Origin of the sequence: Nonomuraea phyllanthi, assembly GCF_006334985.2 — a bacterium.
GTDB classification, from domain to species: Bacteria; Actinomycetota; Actinomycetes; order Streptosporangiales; family Streptosporangiaceae; genus Nonomuraea; species Nonomuraea phyllanthi.
In genome coordinates this window covers 575,981-592,779 of the sequence record NZ_VDLX02000001.1, presented here as the reverse complement: position 1 = coordinate 592,779, position 16,799 = coordinate 575,981, and the positions used below count along the sequence as shown (strand labels likewise).

16 protein-coding genes are annotated in these 16,799 nt (G+C 72.7%); 9 read left to right on the top strand and 7 right to left on the bottom strand.

Annotated features, from left to right (window positions below):
• Positions 1 to 124: 124 nt before the first annotated feature.
• Positions 125 to 1,855, bottom strand: coding sequence for a gamma-glutamyltransferase (gene ggt, locus FH608_RS02825; RefSeq protein WP_139628186.1), 1,731 nt, complete (start codon positions 1,853 to 1,855; stop codon positions 125 to 127).
• 94 nt (positions 1,856 to 1,949) lie between these two features.
• Between ggt and FH608_RS02820 the strand changes: the two genes are divergently transcribed.
• Positions 1,950 to 3,059, top strand: a complete 1,110-nt coding sequence (locus tag FH608_RS02820; RefSeq protein ID WP_139628185.1) for a sensor histidine kinase — start codon at positions 1,950 to 1,952, stop codon at positions 3,057 to 3,059.
• Complete coding sequence (locus tag FH608_RS02815) at positions 3,056 to 3,703, top strand: response regulator transcription factor (protein ID WP_139628184.1); 648 nt, start codon at positions 3,056 to 3,058, stop codon at positions 3,701 to 3,703. The genes FH608_RS02820 and FH608_RS02815 overlap by 4 nt, the downstream gene beginning before the upstream one ends.
• Here the strand turns inward: FH608_RS02815 and FH608_RS02810 are convergent.
• Positions 3,684 to 5,159: an FAD-dependent monooxygenase gene (locus tag FH608_RS02810; RefSeq protein ID WP_139628183.1), complete on the bottom strand. Its 1,476-nt coding sequence runs from the start codon at positions 5,157 to 5,159 to the stop codon at positions 3,684 to 3,686. The two genes, FH608_RS02815 and FH608_RS02810, sit on opposite strands and share 20 nt — an antisense overlap.
• 52 nt (positions 5,160 to 5,211) lie before the next feature.
• Between FH608_RS02810 and FH608_RS02805 the strand changes: the two genes are divergently transcribed.
• The 3 genes from FH608_RS02805 to FH608_RS02795 all read left to right on the top strand — a co-directional run bounded on the left by FH608_RS02805 (position 5,212) and on the right by FH608_RS02795 (position 6,759).
• Complete coding sequence (locus FH608_RS02805) at positions 5,212 to 5,415, top strand: helix-turn-helix domain-containing protein (RefSeq protein WP_139628182.1); 204 nt, start codon at positions 5,212 to 5,214, stop codon at positions 5,413 to 5,415.
• Positions 5,416 to 5,425: 10 nt separating this feature from the next.
• The gene (locus FH608_RS02800; RefSeq protein WP_139628181.1) at positions 5,426 to 5,881 is read left to right on the top strand and encodes a Clp protease N-terminal domain-containing protein; all 456 of its coding nucleotides are present in this window, start codon (positions 5,426 to 5,428) and stop codon (positions 5,879 to 5,881) included.
• 122 nt (positions 5,882 to 6,003) lie between these two features.
• Positions 6,004 to 6,759: a class I SAM-dependent methyltransferase gene (locus tag FH608_RS02795; protein WP_139628180.1), complete on the top strand. Its 756-nt coding sequence runs from the start codon at positions 6,004 to 6,006 to the stop codon at positions 6,757 to 6,759.
• Here FH608_RS02795 and FH608_RS02790 read toward each other — a convergent pair.
• Positions 6,753 to 8,201 carry a flavin-containing monooxygenase gene (locus FH608_RS02790; protein ID WP_139628179.1) on the bottom strand — a complete coding sequence of 483 codons (1,449 nt, stop codon included), beginning with the start codon at positions 8,199 to 8,201 and terminating at the stop codon, positions 6,753 to 6,755. The two genes, FH608_RS02795 and FH608_RS02790, sit on opposite strands and share 7 nt — an antisense overlap.
• 137 nt (positions 8,202 to 8,338) lie before the next feature.
• Positions 8,339 to 8,515 (bottom strand): hypothetical protein, encoded by a 177-nt coding sequence (locus FH608_RS51210; protein ID WP_193318198.1) that lies wholly within the window; start codon positions 8,513 to 8,515, stop codon positions 8,339 to 8,341.
• A gap of 105 nt (positions 8,516 to 8,620) precedes the next feature.
• Between FH608_RS51210 and FH608_RS02785 the strand changes: the two genes are divergently transcribed.
• Both FH608_RS02785 and FH608_RS02780 read left to right on the top strand, forming a co-directional pair.
• Positions 8,621 to 9,403: an SURF1 family protein gene (locus FH608_RS02785; protein WP_193318197.1), complete on the top strand. Its 783-nt coding sequence runs from the start codon at positions 8,621 to 8,623 to the stop codon at positions 9,401 to 9,403.
• Positions 9,404 to 9,405: 2 nt separating this feature from the next.
• On the top strand, positions 9,406 to 9,723 hold the full coding sequence (locus tag FH608_RS02780) for a DUF3817 domain-containing protein (RefSeq protein ID WP_139628178.1): 318 nt from the start codon (positions 9,406 to 9,408) through the stop codon (positions 9,721 to 9,723).
• 122 nt (positions 9,724 to 9,845) lie between these two features.
• Here FH608_RS02780 and FH608_RS02775 read toward each other — a convergent pair whose 3' ends face one another.
• The 3 genes from FH608_RS02775 to FH608_RS02765 all read right to left on the bottom strand — a co-directional run bounded on the left by FH608_RS02775 (position 9,846) and on the right by FH608_RS02765 (position 12,116).
• Complete coding sequence (locus FH608_RS02775; protein WP_139628177.1) at positions 9,846 to 10,040, bottom strand: hypothetical protein; 195 nt, start codon at positions 10,038 to 10,040, stop codon at positions 9,846 to 9,848.
• Between the two features lie 129 nt (positions 10,041 to 10,169).
• Entirely contained in the window at positions 10,170 to 11,234 is a 1,065-nt protein-coding gene (locus tag FH608_RS02770; RefSeq protein ID WP_139628176.1) for a protein kinase domain-containing protein, read from the bottom strand.
• A gap of 27 nt (positions 11,235 to 11,261) precedes the next feature.
• Positions 11,262 to 12,116 carry an arylamine N-acetyltransferase family protein gene (locus tag FH608_RS02765; protein WP_139628175.1) on the bottom strand — a complete coding sequence of 285 codons (855 nt, stop codon included), beginning with the start codon at positions 12,114 to 12,116 and terminating at the stop codon, positions 11,262 to 11,264.
• A gap of 72 nt (positions 12,117 to 12,188) precedes the next feature.
• Between FH608_RS02765 and FH608_RS02760 the strand changes: the two genes are divergently transcribed.
• Positions 12,189 to 12,872, top strand: coding sequence for a response regulator transcription factor (locus FH608_RS02760; protein ID WP_226898889.1), 684 nt, complete (start codon positions 12,189 to 12,191; stop codon positions 12,870 to 12,872).
• Positions 12,869 to 16,792: a DUF4153 domain-containing protein gene (locus tag FH608_RS52405; RefSeq protein WP_226898888.1), complete on the top strand. Its 3,924-nt coding sequence runs from the start codon at positions 12,869 to 12,871 to the stop codon at positions 16,790 to 16,792. Before FH608_RS02760 ends, FH608_RS52405 begins: the two co-directional genes overlap by 4 nt.
• The last annotated feature ends 7 nt before the right edge of the window (positions 16,793 to 16,799 follow it).

Here is a 16,799-nt window from a genome sequence, read left to right as displayed (position 1 = left end):
GTGTCGTGCCTCCAGGGTGCGGCGGAGGAGGGGGCCGCCGAATCGCACGCCGGTCCCTGTTCGGGGTCCGCCCCGGGGAGTGCTCGCCCGGGGCGGACGTACGCCCGCGGTGGTAGGGCGCCGGCTACGGCCGCACCACCAGCGCGCTGCCGCCGCCCCGGCGGACGGGCTCGGCGACGGCCTGGATGCGGCCCCTGCCCGTGAACTCCAGGGCGGTGGCCGCGCCGATCTCCGGGTTGAGCGCGAAGCTGTGCCCCTTGGCCTCCAGCTCGGCCTGGTGCTGGTCCAGGAACGCCTGCTCGGCCTGCGTCTGCGCGGTGTTGCGCTGGGTGGCGCGGGGCGCGGCGAGCGCGTCCGGCAGGTTCATCCCGAACTCGTACCTGTTGACCAGGATCTGCAGCACGGTCGTGATGATGGTCGAGCCGCCCGGCGAGCCGACCGCCAGCACCGGCTTGCCGTGCTTGAACACCAGCGTCGGCGCCATGGACGAGCGCGGGCGCTTGCCGGGCCCCGGCAGGTTGGGGTCGCCGGGCGCCGGGCCGAACGTGAAGTCGGTCAGCTCGTTGTTGAGCAGCACGCCGCGTCCCGGCACCACGATGCCGTTGCCGCCGGTGGACTCGATGGTCAGGTTGTAGGCGATCACGTTGCCCCAGCGGTCGGCGACCACCATGTGGGTGGTCTCAGGGCCTTCGTCCGCGATCGGGGTGGCACTCCCGGTGGGCTCGGCGCACGGCCCGTAGCTGCCGTCGGGGTCGCCGGGCGCCGCCGGATGGGCCATCGCCCGGTCGCCGATCAGGCAGGCCCGCTCCTTGGCGAAGCCGTCGGACAGCAGCTCGTCGAGCGGCACCCCGGGGATGTCGCCGACGTACGCCCCGCGGTCGGCGAAGGCCAGCCTGGACGCCTCCAGGTATTCGTGCAGCCCCACCTGCGGCAGCGCGTCGAGGATGTTGAGCGCCTCGCCGACCGTCGAGCCGCCGGAGGACGGCGGCGCCATGCCGTACACGTCCATGCCGTGGTAGTCGACCTTGGTGGGCTCGCGCAGGAGCGCGCGGTAGTCGCGCAGGTCCGACAGCTCCATCAGGCCGGGCCGGACGTTGCGGGTGACGCCGGGGGAGAGGGGCGGCTGCTTGACGGTGGCCACGACCTCCTTGCCGAGCTGTCCGCCGTAGAGCCAGCCGATGCCCCGCCTGCTCAGCTCGCGGTACGTGTTCGCGAGGTCGGGGTTCCTGAACACCGAGCCGACGGGCGGCGGCGCGCCGTTCGGGAGGTAGAGCTCGGCCGTGGAGGTGAAGTCCTGGAAGCGGTCCTGGTTGGCGGCCGTCTGGTCGTGGAAGGTCTGGTCCACGACGAAGCCCCTGGAGGCCACCGTGATCGCGGGCTTGAGGGCCTCCTTGAGCGAGATCGTGCCGAATCTCCGCAGGGCCAGATCCCAGTTCGCGAGCGTGCCCGGCACGCCCGCCGACAGGCCGCTGGTGACGCCCTCCTCGAACGGGATGCCCTCGAACGAGGTCGAGGTCATGGCCCGCGGAGCGGTCTCGCGGCCGTCGATCGTGTAGACCTTCCGCTTCCTGGCGTCGTAGTAGACCATGAAGCCGCCGCCGGTCAGCCCGGCGGAGAACGGCTCCGTCACGCCGAGCACCGCGCCGGCTGCGACGGCGGCGTCGACGGCGTTGCCGCCCTTCCTGAGCACGGAGATGGCGGCCTTGCTCGCGTCGAGGTCGACGGTGGCGACGGCCCCGCCGTACCCCTCCGCGACCGGGACCTTCCGCTGCGGTGCCGCGACCGCGGGCGAGGCCGGGACGAATGCGATGAGGACTGCTGCTGCTACTGCTGCTGGGACGAGCACTCGGCGCATGTTCCCCACGATGACCCACGTACGCCCGTCGCGGTAGGGCCCCCTGCCACGCAGGGGTGATGCACCGGTCAAAGTGCTCCCCTACCGTAGGGGTGTGCGTGGCAAGTACGGCTTCGATCCCTATCTGGCGCTCATCGTGGCGGCGGCCCAGTTCGTCATCGCCAGGGGCGCCTCCTGGGGCCAGCAGGGCTTCAGGGAGCCGCTCGACCCGTACGCCTACGGGCTGCTGCTGGTGGGGCCGCTGGCGATCCTGCTGCAGCGCCGCTTCCCGCTGCTCGGCACCGCGGCCGGGCTCCTGGCCTGCGACCTCTTCCTGATCGGCGGCTACGCCTACGGCCCGAGCTTCATCAGCACGGGTGCCCTGCTGTTCCTGCTGGTGGCGCGGGGCAGGAGGCTGATGGCCTGGCTCATGGCGACGATGACGCTGCTGTCGTTCATCGGCTACGCCTGGCTGGTCGGCAACCGCGACCTCTTCCACAGCGTGTGGATCCTGACGTTCGTCATGCTGTTCATGGTCGTGGCCGAGCTGGTCAGGATCGTCAGGGAGCGCCGGGCCGAGCGCGAGCGCATCACCGAGGAGGAGGCCAGGCGGCAGGCCAGCGAGGAGCGGCTGACCATGGCGCAGGAGCTGCACGACGTCCTCGCGCACAACATCTCGCTCATCCACGTCCAGGCCTCCACCGCGCTGCACCTCATGGACGCCAACCCCGAACAGGCCAGGACCGCTCTGTCCACCATCAAGACGGCGTCGAAGGAGGTTCTGGGCGAGATGCGCTCGGTCCTGAACGTCCTTCGCGAAGGCGCCCCCCGTTCCCCCACGGCCGGGCTCGACCGCCTCGACGACCTGGTCGAGCGCTCCGGCATGGACGTGAAGCTGGAGCGCGCCGGCTCGCGCCCGCTGCCCCCGCAGGTCGAGCGGGCCGCGTACCGGATCGTGCAGGAGTCGCTCACCAACGCCGCCCGCCACGCGCCCGGCTCGGCGGTGAGCGTGAGCCTCGACTACGGTGAGCGCGAGCTGGTCATCCAGGTCGCCGACAGCGGGGCGACGACGGCTCCCGTGCTGTCGGAGGACGGCAGCGGCAACGGCATCCCCGGCATGCGCGAGCGGGCCTCCGCGCTGGGCGGCACGCTCGTCGCGGGCCCGTCCGGGACGGGTTTCCAGGTCGAGGCCCGCCTGCCACTACCCGAGGAGACGACCTCATGATCAAGGTTCTGCTGGCCGACGACCAGGCGCTGGTCCGGGCGGGCTTCAAGGCGCTGCTGGACGCCCAGCCGGACATGACCGTGGTGGCCGAGGCCTCCGACGGCGCCGAGGCGGTGCGGCTGGCGGGCGAGCACCGGCCCGACGTGGTGCTGATGGACATCCGCATGCCCGGCACCGACGGCCTGACCGCCACCCGCCAGATGCCGCCGGGGCCGCACATCATCATCCTGACGACATTCGAGCTGGACGAGTACGTCTTCGAGGCGCTGCGCGGCGGCGCCAGCGGCTTCCTCGTCAAGGACACCGAGCCGGCCGAGCTGATCCAGGCCGTCCGGGTGGTGGCGGCCGGGGAGGCGCTGCTCTCCCCGAGCGTGACACGCCGCCTGATCGCCGAGTACGCCTCCCGCGCCAAGGAGCCGGTCGTCGCGGACGGGCTCGACCAGCTCACCGAGCGCGAGCGCGAGGTGCTCGCGCTGGTCGGCACCGGCATGACCAACGACGAGATCGCGGCCAAGCTGTTCATGTCGCCGGCGACCGCGAAGACGCACGTCAGCCGGGCCATGATGAAGCTGCACGCCCGCGACCGGGCCCAGCTCGTGGTCATCGCCTACGAGTCGGGGCTGGTCAGGCCGGGCTGGCTGTGAGCCGCCCGGCGGCGTCCTCGATCCCTTCCGCGCCCGCCCAGGCGACGTAGCCGTCGGGGCGGATGAGCAGCGCGTCGGCGGGCGGGTCGTCGGCGCGCGCCCGAACCACCTGGATCCAGCCGCCGTCCTGGGCCGCATCGGCCCGGTCACCCGTTCGAGCCGCGTCGGTCCGGCCCCCGGCCTCGGTCAGGGCGCCGTCGGGGGTGGTGTCGCCGCGCAGGTCGAGCAGCACGGGGCGGCCCGCCCGCATCAGCTCGGCCAGCCGCCGGCCGTCGGCCAGTCTCAGGTCGGGGGCGAACCGGCCGACCAGGGGATGGTCCGCCTGGCCGTACCGGACGCCGGAGTCGTGCAGCAGCCCGGCCAGGTGGCGCGCCGGCTGCTCGAACGCGAACACCTCGGTGAGCAGCCGGCGCAGCGCCGCCCCGTCCTCGCCCTCCACCCGGTCCAGCACCGCTTGCGCGCGGGTCTGCATGAGGGCCCGCTCGGCCACCGGACGGCGTTCGGACTCGTACGTGTCCAGAAGCCCGTCCGGGGCCCGGCCGGCGAGCACGGCGGCCAGCTTCCAGCCCAGGTTGGCCGCGTCCGTCATGCCGACGTTGAGCGCCGAGCCGCCCGCCGGGAACAGGTGCGCGGCGTCCCCGGCCAGGAACACCCGGCCCGCCCGGTAGCGCTCGGCGAGCCTGGCCTGGGAGACCGTGCTCGACAGCCAGATCGGCGCTCCAAGGGGCAGGTCCCGGCCGGCCACGCGGCGTACGGCCGCCCGGAAGTCCTCCAGCGTCACCGGGCCGTCGAGAGGCTCGCCCTTCTCGCGCACGCCGGCGACGAGCACGCCCTGCTGGAGCGAGGTCAGCAGCAGGCGTCCCCGCGGGGTCCTGTTCCAGCCCGGCTCCAGGCCGTCGACCTCCAGCGACTCGAAGATGCCCACGTCGGCCGCGAAGTGCCCGAGCCGCAGCACCTCGTCGTCGGTCGTGCCCGGGAAGCCGATCCCGGCCAGGTCGCGCACCGGGCTCCGCCCGCCGTCGCAGCCCACGACGTAGCGGGCGCGCAGGGTGCCGTCGATCGTCACCCCGTCGGGGTCCTGCGCCAGCGAGCGCACCTCGTACCCCCGCCTGATCTCGGCTCCCAGCTCCGCCGCCCGCTCGGCGAGCAGCGCCTCCATGCGGGGCTGCTGGATCATCAGCAGCCGCAACGGCATGTCGTCAGCGAAGCGCAGCGGCACCGAGCCGAACGGGAAGCCGGGCGCACGGCCCGCGAAGGGGCTGCCCGCGCTGAAGCGCTCCAGCAGGCCCCGGTGGTCGAGGAAGTCGATGATCTGCCCGCCCAGGCCGTTGGCCCTGGGCAGCTCGCTCGGTTCCGGTCTCTTCTCCAGCACGATCGGGCGGAGGCCGGCCAGGCCCAGCTCGCACGCGAGCATGAGCCCGACGGGTCCCGCCCCCACGATCAGTACGTTCTCCATGCCTGTCAGGCTAGGTTGACAGAAATCCGGCTGTCAAGCTAGCCTGACAAGCGTGGACGTTACAGAGCTCACCGAGCGGATCAGGGCGAACGATCCGGATATGGGGCTGCGGGCGGTGGGCGCGCTGCACCGGCTGGCCGAGCAGGTCGAGGCGGTGTCGGTGGCGCTGGCCCGGGAGCAGGGCTGGACCTGGGAGCAGATCGGCGACGCGCTCGGCATGTCACGGCAGTCGGTGCACGCCAAATACGGGAAGTGAGGCTTTCGCGATGTTCGGCATGGGGAAGAGCAGGTTCGCGGTGATGGTCAAGGCGGCCTTCGAGGAGGCCAGGCAGCGGGGGGACCGGCGGATGGGCACCGAGCACCTGCTGCTCGGCGTCCTGCACGACGCCGACTCCGCCCGGGCGCTCGGCGTCGACCTGCCCGGCGCGCGGGCCGCCCTGGAGGAGCTCGACCGGGCGGCGCTGCGCATGCTGGGCCTGGAGGTCGGCGACGTGCCGCAGGCGCCGCGCAAGCACCCGCCGGTGCCGGGCACGGCGCTCACGTCGAGCGCTCGCGCGGTCATCAACCAGGCCATCAAGAGCACGACGGCACGCACCAGGACGGCCGAGGCGCCACGGCAGCTCGTGCTCGCCCTGCTGGCCCAGTCGCGGCCCGATCCGGTGGCGCGGCTGATCGACCAGCTCGGCATCGACCGCACGGCGGTGCGCGGCCGGGTCGCGTGACCCCACCGGCCGCCCACCGTATGGGCCGGGTCGCGTGACGCGTCCGGCCGCGGTGCCGGGACTCGGGTCACGTGGCCGAAATTGGGTTGAACGTGTGGTGGGTGCGCTGACAAGGTCGAAAGATGGCCCGCACGTACGACGACCTCCTTCACGAGGCCGCCACGGTCTCCGTGGACGGCTGGGACTTCTCCTGGCTCGACGGCCGCGCCAGCGAGGAGCGCCCCTCCTGGGGCTACGCCGGGCTGCTCGGCGAGCGCATGGCGGCGGCCCGCGCCGCGCTCGACCTCCAGACCGGCGGCGGTGAGATCCTGGCCGGCGTGCCCGCGCTGCCGCCGGTGACCGTGGCCACCGAGTCGTGGCCGCCCAACCTGGCGCTGGCCGCCTCCCGGCTGCGCCCGCGCGGGGCCTGGGTGGTGGCCGACGACGACGAGCCGCGCCTGCCGTTCAAGAGCGGCGTCTTCGACCTGGTCAGCAGCCGTCACCCGGTGGAGACCTGGTGGGACGAGATCGCCCGGGTGCTGCGGCCCGGCGGCACGTACTTCTCGCAGCAGGTGGGGCCGTGGAGCGTCTCCGAGCTCACCCACTACTTCCTCGGCCCGCACGACGGCTCCGGCCGGGACCCCGAGCGGGCCAGGGCGGCGGCGGAGTCGGCCGGGCTGGAGGTCGTTGACCTGCGGTTCGAGCGGCTGCGGATGGAGTTCCACGACGTCGGGGCGGTGATCTACTTCCTGCGGAAGGTGATCTGGATCGTGCCGGGCTTCTCGGTCGAGCGCTACGCGACCAGGCTGCGCGAGCTGCACGACCGGATCGAGGCGGAGGGGCCGTTCGTGGCCCACTCCTCGCGCTTCCTCATCGAGGCCAGGCGGCCCGCTCAGTAGATCAGCTCGTACGCCTCCGGCCGCACCTTCCTGGTACGCGCCCAGTACTCGAAGGCGAAGCCCGGCCAGATCGTCCGGTTCACTCCGTGCTCGTCCAGATACCAGGAGGTGCAGCCGCCGGCGTTCCAGACGAGCGGGTCGAGGCGTTCGTGCAGGCGGCGGCCGAACGCCCGCTGTGCCCCCGGCCTGACGTCCACGGCCCTGGCCCGCGTCCTGGAGAGCAGGCGCAGGCAGTCGATGACGTAGCGGACCTGTGACTCGATCATGAACACGACCGAGGTGTGCCCGAGGCCCGTGTTGGGGCCGAGCAGGAAGAACAGGTTGGGGAAGCCCGCCGTGCTGATGCCGTAGTAGCTCTCGATGCCGTCCTGCCAGGCGTCCTGCAGCTTCAGCCCGCCCCTGCCGACGATGCGCTGCTCCTGCAGCGCGTCCACGACCTTGAAGCCGGTGCCGTAGACGATCACGTCCACCTCGTGCTCGGCGCCGGTGGCGTCCACGATCGAGTGCGGCCTGATCTCGGTGATCGCGTCGGTGACCAGCTCGACGTTGGGCCTGGTCAGGGCCGGATAGTAGTCGCTGGAGATGAGGATGCGCTTGCAGCCGATGAGGTAGTCGGGGGTGAGCTTGCGGCGCAGGGCGGGGTCGGGCACCTGCGCTTCGAGATGCTTGAGCGCCAGCTTCTCGTGGCCCTTCATCAGGCGCGGGTCGACGGCGAAGCCGAGCGCCCTCGACTCGAGCGCCCAGTAGAGGGCGCCGCGAATGGCCCTGGCCAGGCCGGGCAGGCGCAGGGCCCGGTGGGCGGCGGGGGAGAAGGCGAAGTCCGGCTTGGGCTGGATCCACGGGGGCGTGCGCTGGAAGACGGTCAGGCTGCCCGCGACGGGGGCGATCCGGGGGACGAACTGGATGGCGGACGCGCCGGTGCCGATGACGGCCACGCGCTTGCCGGTCAGGTCGATCGAGTGGTCCCACTCGGCGGAGTGGAAGGCGGGCCCGGCGAACTGCTCACGCCCCGCTATTTCGGGAAATTTCGGGATATGGAGGGCGCCGATGGCCGAGACCACGGCGTTCGTGCGGAACGTCGCGCCGTCGTCCGTGGTGACCGACCAGTCGCGCGCCGCGTCGTCGTACTCGAGGGAGGCGACGCGCTTGCCGTACCGGATGTGCGGGGTCACCCCGTACTTGTCCGCGCACGAGCGCAGGTAGCCCCAGATCTCCTCCTGCGGGGAGAACATCCGCGACCAACCTGGATTGAGCTCGTACGAGTAGGAGTACATGTGGGAGGGCACGTCGCACGCGCAGCCGGGGTAGGTGTTGTCGCGCCAGGTGCCGCCCAGCTCGGTGGCCTTCTCCAGGATGACGAAGTCGTGGTACCCCGCCTCCTTGAGCTTGATGGCCATGCCGATCCCGGCGAACCCCGCTCCGATGATGGCCAGCCCTGGCATCGCACCTCCCGGGAGCCCGCTTGTTGGACGCCCATTCGAATGTAATGAGCGCGGCCCCTCAGGTCCAGGGTGACCCCCGTCAGCGGACGACGACAACCCGCCACGGCTCCCGCGGCGGGTCGGATCCGGTGCGCGGCCTAGCGCAGCAGGAGGAAGGCGGCGACCCCGACGATCACGACCGCGACGACGATCGCGATGGCGGGCACCAGGGGCGACTTCTTGGGCTTGGCGGAGGCCTCCTGCTCGCGCCGCTGCGCGAAGGCCTTGAACTGCTGGGTGTTGCCCGCCGGGTCGATATGCTGCTGGTCAGACATGGGCAGCAGCCTAGCGTGAGACCTTGTGCCGTTTGCGGCGTTTGGCGGGATCTATAACGATGGGCTGATTAGGGGACCGGCCCACTCGGCGGATAGCTTTGAGGCATGCTCAGGACCCTGCTCTCGCCCCGCATCGTGGGGCTGCACCTGCTCACGGCAGTGGTCCTCGTCGCGTTCATCCTGCTGGGGCGCTGGCAGCTCGGCGTCTTTCAAGATTCGGGCAAGCCGCACGCCAGCTCCGACCCCGCTCCCGTCGCGGCCGGCACGCTCGCCCCGCTCGGCCCGCAGGTGAAGGGCGACGCCGTGGGGCGCCGGGTCACGGCCGAGGGCGTCTACGACCCGGGCCGCCAGCTTCTGGTCGCCGACCGGCGGCCCGACGTCGACGCGCCGGGCGGCAAGGTCTCGCGCGACCACGGCTACTGGGTGCTCACACCGCTCAGGCTCGACGACGGCACGCTCATGCCGGTCGTGCGCGGCTGGTCGGCCAGCGCCGACGACCCGGCGGTCGCCGCGGTGCCGGAGGGGCGCGTCACGGTGTCCGGGCGGCTGCGCCCGCAGCAGGGCACCGACAGCGTGCAGCGGCGCGCGGAGCGGCTCCCCGCCGGTCAGGTGCAGACGGTGTCCACGGGCGAGCTGGTCAACCTGTGGACCGGCCAGAAGGTCCGCACGGGGTTCGTCGTGGCGCAGCCGCCGTCGGGCTCGCTGACGCAGGTCAAGGTTCAGCCGCCGGTGGTCGGCGGCACGCTGACCTGGCGTAACCTGGCATACGCCGCCAACTGGTGGATTTTCGCCGGGTTCGCCGTGTTCATGTGGTTCCACTTCGTACGCGATGCCGTGCGAAGCGATCGGGACCGCGCCAAGTCCCCTGAGATGGCTCTGGAAGGTTAATCGTGGAATCGGCTCTGAAGCCCTTCCGGGTGCTCGCCTACGTGGTGGGCTGCATGCTGCTCGTGCTCTGCGTGGCCATGGTGATCCGTTACGGCTTCGGCAACCCCGCCCTGTCGAAGATCATCGCCCCGATCCACGGCGGCCTCTACATGCTCTATCTCGTCGCGGCCATGAATCTGGGCATGAAGGCGCGCTGGTCGTGGCAGTACATGCTCGGCGTCATGGTCGGGGGCACGGTGCCGTTCCTGTCGTTCTTCGTCGAGCGCAAGGTGAGCCGGCGCGTGCAGGCCGACCAGGCGGCGGTGGCCGCGGAAGCCTGAGCCCGGCGTCGGCCCTGAGCCCGGTGCCGGCCTGAGCCCGAGTCCGACCTGAGTCCGGTGCGGGCCTGGGCGCGGCGCCGAAGAGCGGCGAGGGCCCGGTGCGGGCCCCCGCCGACGGCGGCTCAGCGGCCGATGCCGCGCCTGCGGGCCCTCTTGAGCCGCTCGCGCTGCGACGGGTCGAGCATCAGGTAGCCGACCACCGGCGCGGCGACCACGCCGAGGATCACCAGCAGCGTGATCCACCCGGTGCCGAAGATGATCAGCGAGAGCAGGACGGCGGCGCCCGCGCCGATGGCGTACTTCTGGACTGGCGACATACTCAACATCCTCCGAACACGGAGCGCGCGCCCCGCCTCTCCCACATTCTGCGTCGTCTGACCAACGAGTGAACCCGCCGACTTGGTTCCGCTCGCGATGTATCGCAAACGCCGTCTCTCAACCGTCGCTCACGCGCGGGGCCGTACCGCCTCCAGGTCGTGGCGCAGCTCGTCCGGAGTGGGACGTTCCAAGGGGTTGCCGGACAGCAGCCGGAACAGGACGGGAGCCAGCACGCCCGCCCTGGCCAGCGCCGCGCCAGGCGCGGGCGGCGCGCCCTCGACGGCGGTGAAGAGCGTGGCGCCGAGCGACCACAGGTCGGCGGCCATCGTGGGGGCGGCCTCGGGAGCCGTGTAGGCCGGGAGCGTTCCGGACCTGAGCAAGGGGATCAGCCGCGCGCGGCCCTGAGGGCCGATGAGCACGTTGCCCGGCTGCACCCCGCCGTGGAAGTCGGCCAGCGCCTCCAGCTGGGCGAGCAGGGACAGCCCGAGCGCGGCCACCTCGGGGACCGGCAGCGGGCCCGCCGTCGCGACGATCACGTCCAGCGGGCGGTCGACCGCCAGCAGGTCGAGCGTCTCGCGGACCACGTCCATCGGCGGCGGGCCCGACGGGTGGAGCATGGCCCTGATCAGCGACCTGAGCGGGTCGGGGCCCTCGGCGGGCACCTGGCCGGGCGGCCGGCCCTCCACCGCGAAGTGCAGCGTGGCGGCCAGGGACCACAGGTCGGCCGACGGCAGCATGCTGAGGCTGGGGAAGCCGAAGCCGGTCAGCACCGCGCGACCGGTCGGGGTGAGCAGCACGTTGCCCGGCTCGACGCGCCCGTGCACGATCCCGGCCTCGTGCGCGACCGTCAGGGCCGCCAGCAGGCACACGCCCACCCTGGCCGCCTGCGGCGTCGGCAGCGGGCGGCGCGAGCGTACGGCCTGCTCCAGCGACGTGCCCGACACGAACTCCATGACCAGCCACGGCACCCGATCCTCGATCACCACGTCGAGCACCCGCACGATCGAGGCGTGCCGCAACCCGGACGCCCGGCGCGCCTCCTGCAACGCGGAGTCGCGCAGCTCGGTCGGCACCCTCAGCTCCCTGACCACGACGTCGCGGTGCTCCGACTCGTCGAAGGCCAGGTGGAGGGAACCTGCGCCCAGAGGGTTGAGCAAGCGGTATTTACCGGCTAGCTTCCTGGTCTCACCCATCTCGAGGTGCACGATAGCGCACCGCCGTCACGATGTGTCACCGGCGAGCCAGGCTTCGTGCGCGGCGCACAACTTACGCCATAGTTCGTCCCGCTCCCGGGCGCTCACGTCGGCGAGCGGCAGCAGGAAGACGTCCGCCAGCGCCGCGTAGTAGTCCCGCTGGTCGTCCAGGGTGACCGAGCGTGCGCCGCCGCCGACGCGGCTCAGCACGAGCCCGCGCAGGACGTCCACGCCGTACGCGTCGCGCCGCTGGATGGTGGCCGTACGCACGAAGCCGGACTCCGGCGAGGTGGTCAGGTGCCGGTGCATCTCCGCGAACGCCGACATGTCCGCAGGGGCCGGGTCGAAGTCCATGCCGAGGAACGAACCACTCGGGTCATGGTCGAACCGCCACCCTCCTGGCGCCACCTCCGACGGGCGCAGGCCGTACCGGAAGGGTCCCTGCCGGTACGTGCCCTCGACCAGCGGCAGCGGCTCGTGCAGCCCGTCCCCGAGCCCCAGGTCGGTCAGCCACTCCCCGCCCGGATTGTCCTCCGACGGGAGACCGCGCACGGTGAGCACCAGGTGGTTGGCGGTGATGCCGGGCTCGCGACCGCGCGTCTGGACGCCGCCGACGTGCCGGGTCACGTCGTACCCGAGCGCCCTGATCAGCTCGGAGAAGGCGCCGTTGAGGTGGTAGCAGTAGCCGCCGCGCCCGCGAATGACGCGCTCGGCCGACTCGACGGGATCGACGGTGGTGGCCCGGCCGAGCCAGATCTCCAGCGCCTCGTACGGCACCTTCTCGATGTGCGCGGCGTGGAGGACGCGCAGGTTCTCCGCGCCGGCGGGGGCGCCGGCGAGCTCGGGCAAGCCGATGCGGCGCAGGTATGCGGCGGTGTTCACCGGGCCAGTCTGCACTGTTTGTGCACAGATTTAGGAGTGTCGTCTGCACAGCGCGCTTCTAGGCTTTCGTTCGTGGCAGAGCAGCGACGCATCCTCGTGGTCGAGGACGACAAGACGATCGCGCTGGCCGTACGGAACCGGCTGGCGGCTGAGGGCTTCGACGTCCGGGTGGCCTTCGACGGGCAGGATGCCCTGGTCCAGTACGGCAGGGCGGAGCCCGAGCTGGTGATCCTCGACAGGCTGCTGCCGGGGCTCGACGGGCTGGAGGTGTGCCGAAGGATGCAGGCCGCCAGGCCGGTGCCCGTGCTCATGCTGACCGCGCTCGGCGAGGAGACCGACGTGCTGGTCGGGCTCGGGGTCGGGGCCGACGACTACCTGGCCAAGCCGTTCAGCATGCGCGAGCTGGTGGCACGGATCCACGCGCTGCTGCGCCGGGTCCAGCGGGCCGCCCAGCTCGCCGCCGAGGACACGGTGATCAGGGTGGGCGAGGTGGAGATCGACACCGCGGCGCGCCGGGTGTTCGTCGGGGGCGCGGAGGCGCAGCTCACCAGGACCGAGTTCGACCTGCTGCGCCGCCTGGCCGAGCGGCCAGGCCAGGTCTTCGAGCGCGACCGGCTGCTGTCGGACGTGTGGGGCTTCTCGGAGGCGGCGGCGACCAGGACCGTGGACAGCCACGTACGGGCGCTGCGCCGCAAGCTCGGCTCCGACGTGGTCCGCACGGTGCACGGCGTCGGCTACGCCCTGGTCCGCCGATGAGGCCGCTCGACTTCCTCGGCCGGATCAAGGTCAAGCTCGGCATCGTGATCGTGCTGGCCGTGGGCACCGCGTTCGTCGTCAACGAGGTCGGCCTCAATTCCGGCCTGTCCCGCGAGGTGCGCATCGCCGTCGCCGTGGTCCTGGCACTGATCATGGTGCAGCTGCTGGCCATGGGCATGACCAAGCCGCTGCGCCAGATGGCCAGCGCCGCCCAGACCATCGCCAAGGGCCGCTACGGGCTGCGCGTCCGCGCCACCTCCAGGGACGAGGTGGGGGAGCTGGCCAGGGCGTTCAACGCGATGGCGGCCGACCTCGGCGAGGTGGACCGCCAGCGGCGCGAGCTCGTCGCGAACGTCAGCCACGAGCTGCGCACCCCCATCACCGGGCTGCGCGCGGTGCTGGAGAACGTCGTGGACGGCGTCTCCGCGCCCGACCCCGTCACCATGCGGACCGCGCTCGCCCAGACCGAGCGCCTCGGCCGCCTCGTGGCCCAGCTGCTGGACCTGTCACGGCTCGACTCGGGGGTGCGGCTCATCGAGCCGGAGGCGATCGAGCTGGCGCCGCTGATCGAGCAGGCGGTCCGCGAGGCGTCGCTGGCCCGCGAGGACGTCGTGATCCGGCCGTCGGCCCCCGCCGACCTGGTGGTGCGCGCCGACCCCGACCTGATCGCGCAGGTCCTGGCCAACCTGCTCGACAACGCGGTACGGCACAGTCCGCCGGACGGGACGGTGCACGTGCACGCCGTCCCTTCGGGGGCCGGGGTGCGCCTCACCGTGGCCGACCAGGGGCCGGGCATCCCGCTCGCGGCCCGGGCTCGCGTCTTCGAGCGGTTCTCCCGGCTCGACACCGGGCGCGCCGCCGACTCGGGAGGCGCGGGGCTGGGGCTGGCCATCGTGAAGGAGATCGTCGAGCTGCACGGGGGTTCCATTCGCATCGACGAGGGTGCGGGGTGCCGCATGGTCGTCGACTTACCAGGGAGGACGAGGATGGCGGACGTGCCGTTGCAGGGCGAGCCGAGCGCGGGGGCGGCCGGCTCGGCCGCCCACGACGCTGGAGACGAGCCGCTTCTCGAACCGGGCGCGCCGGTGGCCGGGGTCTCGGTGACGGATGCCCCGGTGATGGGCGTCCCGGTGGCGAGTGTCCCGGTGACGGGCGCCGTGGCCGACGAAGGCGCTCCGGCACCAGCCCACGCGACCGGACTCAAGGACGCCGGACGCGAGGAAGCGGCCGGACGGGAGGCTGAGGCCGGACTCGACGCGGCCGCTGGGCCGCAGGCGGTCGGCGGCGCGGCCGCTCGGCCGGAGGCGGCTGCGGCGGATGTGGCTGGCACGGGCGTTGCCGGGCCTGACAGGGCTGGACCGGACATGGCCGGGTCGGACAGGGCCGGGGTGGACGTGGCGGCGGCGGACGTGGCCGGGCGGGAGACGGCGGCCGGGCTTGCGGCGCTTACGGCTCTGGCGACGGCCGGCGCACCCGGCGGTGTCGCGTCGAACGGCGTCGCATCCAGTGGCGTCGCGCCTGACGGTGTTGTGCCGAACGGTGTCGCATCCGGCGGTGTCGCGTCTGACGGTGCCGCCTCGAATGGCGTCGCGTCGAACGGTGTCGCGGCCGGTGGTGCCGCGTCGCGTGGGGACGCGATCGCGGCGAGTGGCGCTTCTGCGGACGAGCTGGACGCCACCATCGCCTCCGCCACCGAGGTCGAGGAGGCCGTGCGCACGGCAGCGTCCCGGAGCGACGAGCCGGCGGTGGGAGCCGGAGCGGCCGGCAGGGGCGGGGCCGCGGTCGGGGCAGCCGCGTTCCACGAGGGCGAGCAGGCCGTCGGAGCGGCGGCGGCCCAGCGCATGAGGAACGCCGGAAGCGCGCCGCCCGCGAGCAGCGGGCTCCTCAGGATGGTCGGTGGCGGCGTGATCGGCGTGCTGGTCGGCTTCCTGGCCGGCCTGTTCGCCGCCGTGATCGTCAGCGTGACCGTAGGCGACGGGCTGGCCCTGATCACGCTCGTGACGTCCATCGCGTTCATGGGCGCGGTCGGCGCGGGGATGGGCGCGGGCTCGGCCCGCCGGGCCGCCGCGGCCGCCTATACCTCGGCGCAGGTGGCCTACCCGTCAGCACACGCCACCCACCCGCCAGCACATGTCACCCGCGCGTCAGGGAGCGCAGCCCACCCGCCGGCGCAAGCGGCTCACGCGTCAGGGAGCGCAGCCCACCCGCCGGCGCAGACGACCCATGCGTCAGGCGGCTCGGCCCAACCGTCAACGCAAACGACGGACTGGTCAGGAAGCGCGGCCCGCCAGCCGACACAGGCGACCCCCTCGTCGGCGCAGGCGGCGACCCTGCCGGGCCGTACCCCCTACCCCCGATGGGAGGTCGCCCACCCGTCGGTGCCCGCCGCCCGTGCTTCGGCGCAGGGCCCGGCGACGCAGCGGGAAGGGGCCGTGCCGCCACCCCCGTACGTGCCGCCGCCGCTCTTCCCCAGGCCCGAGCTGCCCGATTCGCCCCGCTGGCTGCTGCCCGCCGCGGCGGGAGCCGGGGTGTTCGCCGCAGTGGCGCTGCCGGACGCGCAGGTGGGGCTGGGGATCGTGCTGGTCTCCATGGTGCTGGGGGCGGCCGCGCTGCCGGCCGTGATACGGCGGATGACGCCGTGGACGGTGGCGTTCGGGCTCACGGCGTACTTCCTGATCTCCATGGCGGCGGTGCGCGACGCCGACTGGCTGGTGGCGCTCCTGCTCGTGGCGGGGGCCGGGCTGGGCGCGCTGGCCGTGTCGGGAGCCGGGGCGGGCTGGCTCGGCGTGATCAGGGGCGGCATGTCCGTGCTGCTGGCGCTGGGGCCGGTGCCGTGGTTCCTGGCGGAGCCGTTCAAGAGGCTGTCGTCCAGGCGGCGCTTCATGCCGGCGCTGGCCGCGCTGGGCATCACGGCGGTGCTGCTGCTGGTGTTCGGGCTGCTGTTCGCCTCGGCGGACGCGGTGTTCGCCTCGTTCGTGGAGCGGCTGACCACCGCGCCGGACTGGGCGGACTCGGCGCCGCTGCGGATCTTCCTCTTCGCGGTGTTCGCCGTGTTCCTGGCGGCCGTCGTGCTGGTCGCGCTCAGGCCCGTGGTGGATCCGGTGGGGCCGGACACGAAGTTCGGGGTGAGCAGGAGTGTCTGGTTGCTGCCGCTCACGGCGGTGAACCTGCTGTTCGCCTCGTTCGTGGCGGTTCAGATCACGGCGCTGTTCGGCGGCAACGCCTGGGTGCTGCGGACGGCCGGGCTGACCTACGCCGAATACGCCAGGCAGGGGTTCTTCCAGCTCGTGGTGGTCAGCGTGTTCGTGCTGGGCATCGTGGCGGTGGCCAGCGGGCTGCTGAAGGTGGAGCGGCGCGAGCGCCTGCTGCTGGGGGTGCTGCTCGGCGTCCTGTGCGCGCTGACCATGGTGGTGCTGGCCTCGGCGCTGCACCGCATGAACCTCTACACCGACGCCTACGGCCTGTCCAGGCTGCGCCTGTCCGTGCAGGCCACGGTGTGGTGGCTGGGCGCGCTGTTCGCGCTGGTGCTGCTGGCCGGTACGGTACGGCTCCTCGGCCGCGGCTCCGGCTGGCTGCCGCGTACGGTCGTGCTGGTCACCGGGCTCGGCCTGGGCGCGTTCGCCGTGGTGAACCCCGACCTCCAGGTCGCCCAGTCGCAGGTCGAGATCAGGGGCGTGACCAACCTCGACTCCGACTACCTCGGCGACCTCGGCGCGGAGGCCGTGCCCGCCCTGGACCGGCTGCCCGAGCCGCAACGCAGCTGCGTGCTCGCCGACGTGATCGCGGCGAACGAGCTGGCGAGCCCGGATCCCTGGAACGGCTGGAACCTGGACCGGGCCAGAGCCCGCGCCCTGCTCGCCGAGCACCCCGTCGTCAGATCCCCGCAGTGCCCCCCGGGGTACTCGCGCGGCTCTGGTTGAATCCTGG

Coding starts and splice junctions, on each gene's coding strand:
- FH608_RS02800 (WP_139628181.1), top strand. CDS start 5,426: ATGTTCGGCATGGGGAAGAGCAGGTTCGCGGTGATGGTCAAGGCGGCC.
- FH608_RS02775 (WP_139628177.1), bottom strand. CDS start 10,040: ATGTCGCCAGTCCAGAAGTACGCCATCGGCGCGGGCGCCGCCGTCCTG.
- ggt (WP_139628186.1), bottom strand. CDS start 1,855: ATGCGCCGAGTGCTCGTCCCAGCAGCAGTAGCAGCAGCAGTCCTCATC.
- FH608_RS02815 (WP_139628184.1), top strand. CDS start 3,056: ATGATCAAGGTTCTGCTGGCCGACGACCAGGCGCTGGTCCGGGCGGGC.
- FH608_RS52405 (WP_226898888.1), top strand. CDS start 12,869: ATGAGGCCGCTCGACTTCCTCGGCCGGATCAAGGTCAAGCTCGGCATC.
- FH608_RS02790 (WP_139628179.1), bottom strand. CDS start 8,201: ATGCCAGGGCTGGCCATCATCGGAGCGGGGTTCGCCGGGATCGGCATG.
- FH608_RS02810 (WP_139628183.1), bottom strand. CDS start 5,159: ATGGAGAACGTACTGATCGTGGGGGCGGGACCCGTCGGGCTCATGCTC.
- FH608_RS02770 (WP_139628176.1), bottom strand. CDS start 11,234: ATGGGTGAGACCAGGAAGCTAGCCGGTAAATACCGCTTGCTCAACCCT.
- FH608_RS02785 (WP_193318197.1), top strand. CDS start 8,621: ATGCTCAGGACCCTGCTCTCGCCCCGCATCGTGGGGCTGCACCTGCTC.
- FH608_RS51210 (WP_193318198.1), bottom strand. CDS start 8,515: ATGTCTGACCAGCAGCATATCGACCCGGCGGGCAACACCCAGCAGTTC.
- FH608_RS02795 (WP_139628180.1), top strand. CDS start 6,004: ATGGCCCGCACGTACGACGACCTCCTTCACGAGGCCGCCACGGTCTCC.